The organism is Coleofasciculus sp. H7-2 (genome assembly GCF_042747725.1).
In the GTDB taxonomy this organism is placed as follows: Bacteria; Cyanobacteriota; Cyanobacteriia; order Cyanobacteriales; family FACHB-T130; genus FACHB-T130.
This window is the reverse complement of the sequence record NZ_JBHZGO010000063.1, coordinates 7940-10699: the sequence shown is the minus strand read 5'-3', so window position 1 is coordinate 10699 and position 2760 is coordinate 7940. Positions and strand designations below refer to the sequence as shown.

Annotated in this window: 5 protein-coding genes; 3 read left to right on the top strand and 2 right to left on the bottom strand. The window is 47.2% G+C overall.

The features are described 5' to 3' along the window. Positions 1 to 467: 467 nt before the first annotated feature. Positions 468 to 944, bottom strand: coding sequence for a hypothetical protein (locus tag ACFW2W_RS13135; protein ID WP_378178463.1), 477 nt, complete (start codon positions 942 to 944; stop codon positions 468 to 470). Positions 945 to 959: 15 nt separating this feature from the next. Between ACFW2W_RS13135 and ACFW2W_RS13130 the strand changes: the two genes are divergently transcribed. Beyond that, a complete protein-coding gene (locus ACFW2W_RS13130; RefSeq protein WP_378178461.1) occupies positions 960 to 1112 on the top strand; it encodes a hypothetical protein in 153 nt (50 codons plus the stop codon). A gap of 180 nt (positions 1113 to 1292) precedes the next feature. Here the strand turns inward: ACFW2W_RS13130 and ACFW2W_RS13125 are convergent, their stop codons facing one another. Further along, on the bottom strand, positions 1293 to 1541 hold the full coding sequence (locus ACFW2W_RS13125; protein ID WP_378178459.1) for a hypothetical protein: 249 nt from the start codon (positions 1539 to 1541) through the stop codon (positions 1293 to 1295). Here ACFW2W_RS13125 and ACFW2W_RS13120 point away from each other — a divergent pair. Then, positions 1533 to 2144, top strand: a complete 612-nt coding sequence (locus tag ACFW2W_RS13120; protein ID WP_378178457.1) for a Uma2 family endonuclease — start codon at positions 1533 to 1535, stop codon at positions 2142 to 2144. The two genes, ACFW2W_RS13125 and ACFW2W_RS13120, sit on opposite strands and share 9 nt — an antisense overlap. Positions 2145 to 2332: 188 nt before the next feature. Further along, on the top strand, positions 2333 to 2760 hold a 428-nt coding region (locus tag ACFW2W_RS13115), incomplete at its 3' end, for a tetratricopeptide repeat protein (RefSeq protein ID WP_378178465.1).

The following is a 2760-nucleotide window of genomic DNA, read 5'->3' as shown; positions in this document are numbered from 1 at the left end:
GTCAGCTTTTAGAACAGCTATATCCTATCGGTTTGTCCGTTGGCTTCAGGAGAATACTGACGTATTTGCCTTACACCTAGCCCATTTAGGGCTTGTTTGGGCTTGAACAAAGTTCAAGTCCCGTTAAGAGGACTATTTAAAGATTTCAGTTTATTTTAATGGACTTTAGCTTAAGCTGTAGAAATTAATTTTTGGACGGGTAAGCTTTGAGACTTGGGGGCGAGGTTTTTATACTCGCAAGCGAGTTTCAAAGACTCGTAGACGAGGTTCTGTCACTTACTGTTGTACCTTTAAGACTCGTCAATGAGACTTTTATACTCGCTGACGAATTATAGAGATTCGTTAATGAGACTTTTATACTCGCTGACGAGTTATCAAGACTCGTTGCCGAGATTCTAAACTTCACCCATGAGTTATCAAGACTCGTTGCCGAGATTTTCCTCTTGAACAACGAGTCTTTTTGCATCCTACGAGACTGATGTAGCTTTGGGAGATTTGCTTCGGATTGCCTTAAAGCGATCGCCTAACTGTTCGGCAAGGGTTTTTAGCCCTGGAGTCTTTTTCGCCGCCGTCTTTACGTAATCATATACTGTCAGACTGCTGCTCATGGATTCGCTGCTGACAGCCATCAGCGTATCATCCACCTTTTCGGTTAGTTGTTCGAGTTTGAATAAAATTTCCGTAAGCGAAGCGGTTAGCTGATAGTCCCGCATAAATTCCTCTAAGTCAAAACTAGCAGGGAGGATGTCGCGGTTGGATTGGGCAGCAGTGAGACTATTGTTGACAAAAGAAAGGCTTTTAGATCCCATCTTAAAGAGCTTGCGTCGTTCTTCGGTAGACAGGGTAACGAGGAAAGGCAGCTTTTGTTCGATAGTCTCAAGCGCTGCTTTGATTTCTCGGACATCGGTTTCCGAAAGGGAGGCAGAGATGTTTTGATAAGGCATTGGAGAACTCCGGCGATGATTTTGGTGGCTGATGGCGATCGCATTCGCCATCTATTATTAGGATTCCCAACCAAGAGAGCGATCGCACACAAGATTTATATAGTTAACTCAGATATTGCCTCTGCACTTTTCTCCCGCCGTGGACTTAAGTCCACGGCTAATAGCTAAAGTCCTCTAAAGAGGACTACTCAAGGCATTCGAGTCCTCTTATATAGTTAATTCTAGATTGCACCTGTACTTTTCTTCCGCCGTGGGCTTAAGTCCACGTCTCATAGCTGAAGTCCACTCAAGTGGACTACTCAAGGCTTTCCAGTCCTCTTTAGAGGACTTTTGCTATTAGCCAGGGGTTTAAACCCCTGGCGGGTGTACTGGCTGGCGGATGTACTGGCTGGCGGGTGTAATGGCTGGCGGGTGTACTGACTGGCGGATGTACTGGCTGGCGGGTGTACTGGCTGGCGGATATCCGGTTGATGCCAGATGCAACTCCAAGAAATCAACCCAACCTCTCCACCAGCAAACATCCCCTGGAAATTGCACATCGCATATAACAGAAGTAATCCTTTCAATCTCCACCGAGGGAAACTCGTCATGATTCAAGCTACCTCTACAACAATGACTCTAGAGGAGTTTCTTGACTGGTATCCAGACGGCTACGGTCGCTTTGAACTACATAATGGAGTCGCTGTCGAAATGCAACCAACTGGAAGCCATTCACAGGTAGCGGGAGAACTTGCCATCGACTTAGCAATCAAAATTCATCGCTTACAACTTCCCTACTTCATTCCTCGACAATGTATCGTCACTATCGATTCCGACAACTCAGGCTATATCCCGGATGTCATCGTTCTCCATGAAAATGCCCTAGACTCCGAACCGATGTGGAAGAAACGTTCCACAATTACCAAGGGCGAAACAATACGCCTCATTATTGAAGTAGTCAGCACCAACTGGCAAGACGACTATTTAACTAAACTAGCGGAATACGAAAAGCTTGGAATTCCCGAATACTGGATTGTAGACTATCTCGGTTTGGGAGGTAGGCGCTACATTGGCAAACCGAAGCAACCCACAATTTCGGTTTATCAACTCGTTGATGGCGAGTATATCTTTAATCAGTTTAGAGAGAATGACCGTATTGAATCGCCCAAATTCCCAGAGTTGAATTTGACAGCCGCACAGATTTTTAAAGTAGGGCAATGATGAGGAGTTATGACTGAGATAGTGGCTAAACCCATCGACAAAGACAACACGCAGAGAAAATCGCCTTTTCTGTTGCATCTGGTATCGCTTCCAGTTAAAAAACCTAACCCCCCAGCCCCCTTCCCTTGCAGGGAAGGGGGAGCATTACTCCCCTCTCCTACCCCCCTTTTTAAGGGGGGCAAGGAGGGATCGAGAGGGGTTGGGGGAGAGGTTTTAGGCTTAGCGCTATTTATCGGCATTCTCTTATTATCAGAGTCCGTCGCTGCCACACCTGTACGATTCTCCCCCCTTGCCTCCCTTTTGAAGGGGGGTGCCGTAGGCAGGGGGATGGTGGGCTGGGGGGGACTCGAAACCTTGCCCAACAGCCAGCCGCCACCTCCCAAGACCCAACCCGCGCCGCAGCCGAACGAGCTTTCCTGGAAGGACTACAACTATATCGACAAGGAACAGCAGAATCTCTACGACAGGCAATTGCCAAATGGGAAGAGGCACTCCCCCTTTATAGAGCAGTCGGCGACAAAAAAGGGGAAGCTGTTACCCTCAATAACATCGGTGGAGTCTACTCCGCCTTAGGAGAAAAGCAAAAAGCCCTCTTGTTCTATAACCAATCCTTGCC

Excerpts from the sequence above, each read along its gene's own strand:
- ACFW2W_RS13120 (WP_378178457.1), top strand. The coding sequence starts at position 1,533 with ATGATTCAAGCTACCTCTACAACAATGACTCTAGAGGAGTTTCTTGAC.
- ACFW2W_RS13135 (WP_378178463.1), bottom strand. The coding sequence starts at position 944 with ATGCCTTATCAAAACATCTCTGCCTCCCTTTCGGAAACCGATGTCCGA.
- ACFW2W_RS13130 (WP_378178461.1), top strand. The coding sequence starts at position 960 with ATGATTTTGGTGGCTGATGGCGATCGCATTCGCCATCTATTATTAGGA.